The 4,401-nt window shown below is 41.9% G+C and carries 4 protein-coding genes; 2 read left to right on the top strand and 2 right to left on the bottom strand.

Features of this window, described 5'->3' with window-relative positions:
- Positions 1-1,128, top strand: a 1,128-nt coding sequence (gene gatB, locus AC075J_RS03640; RefSeq protein ID WP_476390016.1) for an Asp-tRNA(Asn)/Glu-tRNA(Gln) amidotransferase subunit GatB, incomplete at its 5' end; no start/stop codon positions are given.
- A 421-nt stretch (positions 1,129-1,549) separates the two neighbouring features.
- Complete coding sequence (locus AC075J_RS03635) at positions 1,550-2,764, top strand: LL-diaminopimelate aminotransferase (RefSeq protein ID WP_022381182.1); 1,215 nt, start codon at positions 1,550-1,552, stop codon at positions 2,762-2,764.
- A gap of 440 nt (positions 2,765-3,204) precedes the next feature.
- Here the strand turns inward: AC075J_RS03635 and AC075J_RS03630 are convergent, their stop codons facing one another.
- Positions 3,205-3,456 (bottom strand): hypothetical protein, encoded by a 252-nt coding sequence (locus tag AC075J_RS03630; RefSeq protein ID WP_055201279.1) that lies wholly within the window; start codon positions 3,454-3,456, stop codon positions 3,205-3,207.
- Between the two features lie 54 nt (positions 3,457-3,510).
- Positions 3,511-4,401 (bottom strand): ATP-binding protein (locus AC075J_RS03625; RefSeq protein ID WP_476390015.1); only part of this gene is annotated, 891 nt, incomplete at its 5' end.

The following is a 4,401-nucleotide window of genomic DNA, read 5'->3' as shown; positions in this document are numbered from 1 at the left end:
TGGGTAGAGATTGAAACCTCTGCAGGCAAAAAGAAAATCCGCATCCATGAAATGCATATGGAAGAGGATGCAGGTAAACTGATTCATGATGAATGGGAAGACTGCTCCCTGGTAGACTATAACCGAAGCGGTGTCCCGTTGATCGAGATCGTATCCGAGCCGGATATGAGAAGCTCTGAGGAAGTAATCGCCTATCTTGAAAAACTCCGTTGTATGATGCAGTATCTGGGTGTATCAGACTGTAAGCTTCAGGAAGGCTCCATGCGTGCAGACGTTAACCTTTCTGTCCGTGAAGTGGGAGCAGAAGAATTCGGTACCAGAACAGAGATGAAGAACCTGAACTCTTTCAAAGCCATTGCCAGAGCAATCGAAGGCGAAAGAGAACGTCAGATCGAACTGATCGAAGAAGGCAAGGCAGTTACACAGGAGACACGCCGCTGGGATGACAACAAAGAATATTCTTACGCCATGCGTTCCAAGGAAGATGCCAAAGACTACAGATATTTCCCTGATCCAGATCTGCCTCCAATCCATATCTCTGATGCATGGATTGAAAAGATCAAAGCAGAACAGCCGGAGCTTCGCGAAGTGAAACAGGCCCGTTATCAGGAAGAGTACGGACTTCCGGCATACGATGCGGGAATCCTTACAGAATCCCGCCATCTTGCAGGCCTTTTTGAAGAAACAGCAGCAATCTACGGAAATGCAAAGAAGACAGCAAACTGGTTTATGGGTGAGGTACTCCGTCTGACGAAAGATAAAGCTATGGATCCGGAACAGGTATCTTTCTCACCGAAGCATCTTGCAGATCTTCTGGTAATGGTAGAAAAATCCGAAGTCAGCCCTCAGAATGCCAAAAAAGTCTTTGAGAAAGTCTTTGAGGAAGACATTGATCCTGTAGCCTACATTGAGGAACATGGTCTGAAGATTGTAGAAGACACAGGACTTCTGGAAGAAACCATCAACAGGATCCTGGATGCTAACCCAGGACCACTTTCAGAACTTCTGGGAGGTAAAGATAAAGTCATGGGCTTCTTTGTAGGTCAGATCATGAAAGAGATGAAAGGCAAGGCAAATCCTGCAAGCGTCCGCGAGACACTAATGAAAGAAGTAGAGAAGCGCAAATAAAATAAATCACCCCGGACATTATGCCCGGGGTAAAAAATGTTACTGTTCACTCTGTTCACAGCAACACGCTTCGCGATGCAAAAAATATGAACCTCCTTGTACAAAGCACAAGGAGTATCGTTTGCTTCGCAAACTTAATTTATGCTAATCGCATAAATTCGCACAGTATGTCTCGGGTTTTCTGTGACCTTCGCTCACAAAAAACACCTCGCGGGATATTACCAGTGAACAGTAATGTTAATATTAAAAATTATGCTCAGAAAACACTTTGAGACTTTACATTATTAAATAATTAAGTATAATAAGATTCGAATAAAACATATTTGAAGAAAAGACACAAATAGAAATGGAAAGGCAAAGCAGCAGCCTGCTGTAGACAGGTATATAAAAACTGCGAAACATGCCAGGGAGGAAATCAAACATGGTAACAGTAAACCACAACTATCTGAAATTACCGGGAAGCTATCTGTTTTCCACAATTGGAAAAAAAGTAAAAGCATATAAAGAAGCCAACCCACAGGCAAACGTGATCTCACTGGGAATCGGTGATGTAACCCAGCCTCTGGCTCCGGCGATCATTGAGGCACTTCATAAATCTGTAGATGAAATGGGTGATGCAGCTACATTTCATGGTTATGCACCAGATCTTGGTTATGAATTCTTAAGATCTGCTATTGCAAAGAACGACTACAAAGACAGAGGCTGTGACATTGAAGCAGATGAAATCTTTGTCTCTGACGGTGCAAAGAGCGATTCCGGAAATATTCAGGAAATATTCGGACTGGATAACAAGATTGCAGTGTGCGACCCTGTATATCCTGTATATGTAGATACAAACGTAATGGCAGGTCGTACAGGAGAATACAACAAAGAACGTGGCAACTTTGATAACGTAATCTATATGCCATGTACAGAAGCCAACGGCTTCCTTCCGGAATTCCCGGAAGAAGTACCGGATCTTATCTACCTTTGCTTCCCGAATAACCCAACCGGTGGTGCCATCACCAAACCGCAGCTTCAGGAATGGGTAGACTATGCAAATAAAAACGGTTCTGTAATTATCTATGATGCAGCATACGAAGCATACATCTCCGAAGAAAATGTACCGCACAGCATCTATGAGTGCGAAGGAGCAAGAACCTGCGCCATCGAACTGCGCAGCTTCTCCAAAAATGCAGGTTTCACAGGTGTCCGTCTCGGCTTTACAGTTGTACCAAAGGATCTGGTTCGTGACGGTGTAGATCTCCACAGTCTCTGGGCAAGACGTCATGGCACAAAATTTAATGGTGCGCCATATATCGTACAGCGTGCAGGAGAGGCTGTATACTCTCCTGAAGGAAAAGCACAGCTGAAAGAACAGGTAGGTTACTACATGAGCAACGCCAAAGCCATCTACGAAGGTCTGGCATCAGCAGGCTATTCCGTATCCGGTGGCGTAAACGCTCCATATATCTGGCTGAAAACACCTGATAAGATGACTTCCTGGGAGTTCTTTGACTATCTCCTTGAAAAAGCCAACATCGTAGGAACTCCGGGCTCAGGATTCGGTGCACACGGTGAGGGATTCTTCCGTCTCACTGCGTTTGGAACACATGAGAATACACTGGAAGCAATTGAACGAATTAAGAATCTGTAAGCAGCTTCCTGATAGGAACGAGTGGGATTATAATTTCGCAAAATTTAACCGAATCAAGTAAGTTCCCTGCGGAGCAGTTATTCGGTGTAGAGCTGCATAGCAAAGCGAATGATTTTATCCGCCTGACTATGAAAATGAAAAACGGCAGGACGAAAATCCTTGAAAATCAAGGGTTTCGGACCTGTCGTTTCTATTTTATAAAAATATATATGGAATTTGATTACTATTTAAGTATTAATGTTGTTTTCTGAGATAATCTGTCGAATTTGTTCCTTTGCAACTGCCATAAAAAATACTCCTTTTCGATAAGAATTGTCATATCTGAATTCTTACCAAAAAGGAGTTATTTTTTACCAAAAACACAAACTATTTTACACTACCTGATATCCAGTACCAGCGTTATTGATTCCACAGGGGCTTGGGGGTGTAGCCACCAAATATTATTTGTTTTCGTTTTCGAAGCCATGCCGAGTTCTTTCTGAGTGAGATGATTTTTCTGTCTTAACATCAGCTGGAACGTAGCTGATAATGTAGTGGTGACTTTTGATATCTTCACGTTTCTCATTTTTGTAAAAATGAGCATTTGTCAGTTCGCATTCCTTGTCAAAAGACACCGGATCACAGTTCAGTCCATCCATATAAAACTCTTTTCGCAGGATGCTTCGTCTGGATTCATCTACAATCTCCGTCATACTAAAAATATCTCCATCATTTCAAAAGAGAATGACGGAGATATTTCGCCTTATTTATTCTTGTAGTAACCAATCGGCTATATCGTGAATTTGGATTCCTTCATAGCTATATTGGGGATGTTTGGTTCTGGCAATAATCATTTTCGGATAAGCATCTCGAATCTGAAGCAGAGGAGAGCATTCTCTCTCAAATGTTTCCTGCCCGGAAATGTTGTCGCTGACCTGAATATAAAACTTCTCGCTACCTCTCTGAGCAACAAAGTCGATTTCCTTCTGATAAAGCTTGCCGACATAAACATCATATCCACGGCGAAGAAGCTCGATGCATACGATGTTTTCATATACTCTGCCATAATCCATATTTCTGCTCCCCAGTATTGCATATCGAATACCGCTGTCACACAAATAGAACTTTTCAGAGCTTTCAAGGTATTTCTTACCTCGGATGTCGTATCTCTTAATATCATAAAATACAAAAGCATTGCACAAATACTTAATGTATTTGCCGACGGTTACATGATTGGTTGGAGTTTCATTTGCTGTTAGTAGCTGACTGATCTTATTAGGAGAAGTCAGGTTGCTGATATTATCCATAAGGAACTCGCTCAGACGTTGTAAAACCAAAGTGTCAGGGAGATTATATTTCTGTACCAAATCCCTTGTAACAATAGTTTCGTAGACCTCTTTGATATAGTTTGTTCTGTCTTTTTCGGTTCTATAAGCATAGGAACCTGCTAAACCGCCCTTGATAGAGTACTCATCAAAGAGCTTATCTTTGTCACTGATATCATCATAATATTGGCAATATTCCTGGAAGCTGAAAGGAAACATATGAATTTCAATATAGCGTCCGGTAAACAGAGTTGCCAGATCCGCACTCAACAGGAAAGCATTAGAGCCTGTTACATAGATGTCGTATTTTCCCTTAGAATACAGGCTGTTGAT

Source organism: Blautia sp. ZXY-1-C6, from assembly GCF_056339875.1.
The sequence above is the reverse complement of the archived record's forward strand: the minus strand, read 5'-3'. Positions and strand labels throughout refer to the sequence as shown.